Genomic DNA, 2,062 nt, shown 5'->3' with positions numbered 1-2,062 from the left:
AATTATTAACGATTCACGGGAAATTAGCTAGTTATAAATCTTGGTTTTTTTCGGCTAAAAAAGTGGAAAAAGATATTGAAACAGGACCTTATTTGAAAAAGCATTTTGGCGATGAGATGGTAGAACATATCATCGAGCCTTTTTTCACAAAGATCTACGCTAGTGACTTGGATAGGATGGGGATTAAAGCTTCCAAAGAACTGCTTTATGAGTTAGAAATGAAATATGGCAGCCTGACAAAAGGGTTAAAACATCATCCAGAGTTAATAGATGGGTCGGGGAATTATATAACTTTTCAGAAAGGATTGTCTGTGTTAACAGAAGCACTTGAAGAAAATTCAAAACCGTATATCAAATATAGAAAAAAAGTTTTGGAAATTAAAAAAAATGAACAAAATACTTATATTCTTGATATCAATCATAAAGAGCAAGTTCGAGTAGGTGCTATTTGTATTGCTACGCCTATTACTGAATATGCTAAACTCATTCAACATTCTGAAATCGAAGAAGTATTTAATAAAGTAGATACAGCTTCCATTGGATACATTGTTTTTAGTTTTTCAAAAGAAGCTATCAAAAATGAGCCAAAAGGTTTCGGGATTGTTACTCCTAGAAGAAACGATTCTTTTGTTACATCGATTATTTTTTTAAATAAAAAGTGGCCTACTTTAAATAAAAGTGAAGATGTATTAATCGGAGTTAGTTTTGGCCGAAACGGAGAAGATATTTTAGTTTCATTAAGTAATAAAGAAATTGAAGAGACCATTTTAAAAGACCTTGAAATTATTTTAGGTATTGCTGAAAAACCCCTTTCTCGCATGATAAAAAGGTGGCCTAATGCAATACCTCAATATACCATCTCGCAAGAAGAAGAAATGAAACAGATTGAATCATTACTTCGGAAGGAATTTCCTGGTGTTTATATTGCAGGACATGGCTTGTCAGGATTTGGTATCAATCAATGCATTAAACAAGGAAACCATGTGGGAGAACAATTGGTTGAATATATGAAAAAACAAAATTGTATGTAAAAGAAAGCGGAAGTAGATGAAAAAGTCCTTATTTTATTCTAAAAGGGGCTTTTTTATTTTCATTTTTCTAATAGTGGTGTATGGTAATGAAAGAAGTCAAAAACAAAAGGAGAAAACAAAGATGCAACTAACAGTGCTAGGCTATTGGGGAGGTTACCCCACAAAAAATGAAGGAACCAGCTCTTACTTATTAGAATCCGAAGACTTTCACTTATTAATCGATGCAGGAAGCGCATCATTAATTTCACTTGAAAATCATCTTGACCCTTTAAATTTAGATGCTGTAATTTTATCTCATTACCATGCAGATCATATTGCAGACATAGGAGTATTGCAATTTACCAGACAATTGAAGCGAATGGATAATGATGAACGCCGGGCACCTATTTTACCTATTTATGGTCACCAAGAAGACCAAGAAAATTTTAACCGGTTAACTCTGGAACGAGTAACAGAAGGTGTGGGATATGAAGAAAATGAAAAGCTAACGATTGGACCATTTGAAATCGACTTTATGAGAACCCTTCATCCAGTACCTTGTTTTGCTTTAAGAATAACAGAGGTGAATTCAGGAAAAGTAGTAGTATTTACAGCTGATTCGGGCTATTTACCAGAATTTATTCCGTTCAGCGAAAAGGCTGATGTTTTATTAGCAGATACGAACCTTTTTGAAGGGATGGAAAATCATCGCATCCATATGACTTCAATCGAAGTGGCTCGAATTGCTAGAGAAGCGCAAGTAAATCAATTGATCCTGACTCATTTGCCGCAAGAAGGAGATTTAGAACTGCTAAAAGCTCAAGCTGTAAATGAAGCTCCGGAAACAAAGGTAACTTTAGCAAAAAAAGATTTAGTAATCACAATTTAGACCAGTCTTTTAAAGCCTTATATCAATAAAATTTTTAGTCAACTGTGAAATAATGAAAAGAGGAATAAGATATGTATTTTGTTGCAAACGAACGAAATGGACAAGAAATTACTGATCCAAGAATTAATTTAGCAATTGAAACTTTTTTGTTAAAATATTTGAC

At 33.3% G+C, this 2,062-nt stretch carries 2 protein-coding genes; both read left to right on the top strand.

Going from position 1 to position 2,062, the window contains the following annotated elements; all coding sequences use genetic code 11:
• Positions 1-1,031 (top strand): protoporphyrinogen oxidase (gene hemG / locus RT405_RS03775; protein WP_313467676.1); only part of this gene is annotated, 1,031 nt, incomplete at its 5' end.
• A gap of 121 nt (positions 1,032-1,152) precedes the next feature.
• Positions 1,153-1,899 carry an MBL fold metallo-hydrolase gene (locus tag RT405_RS03770; protein WP_313467674.1) on the top strand — a complete coding sequence of 249 codons (747 nt, stop codon included), beginning with the start codon at positions 1,153-1,155 and terminating at the stop codon, positions 1,897-1,899.
• Positions 1,900-2,062: the final 163 nt, after the last annotated feature.

Source organism: Carnobacterium sp. (assembly GCF_032094055.1).
Classification (GTDB): Bacteria; Bacillota; Bacilli; order Lactobacillales; family Carnobacteriaceae; genus Carnobacterium_A.
Note: the sequence above shows the minus strand (reverse complement) of the source record. Positions and strands in the feature narration are given on the sequence as shown.

Bases quoted from the DNA above. Each gene is read 5' to 3' on its own strand.
- RT405_RS03770 (WP_313467674.1), top strand. From the start codon at position 1,153: ATGCAACTAACAGTGCTAGGCTATTGGGGAGGTTACCCCACAAAAAAT.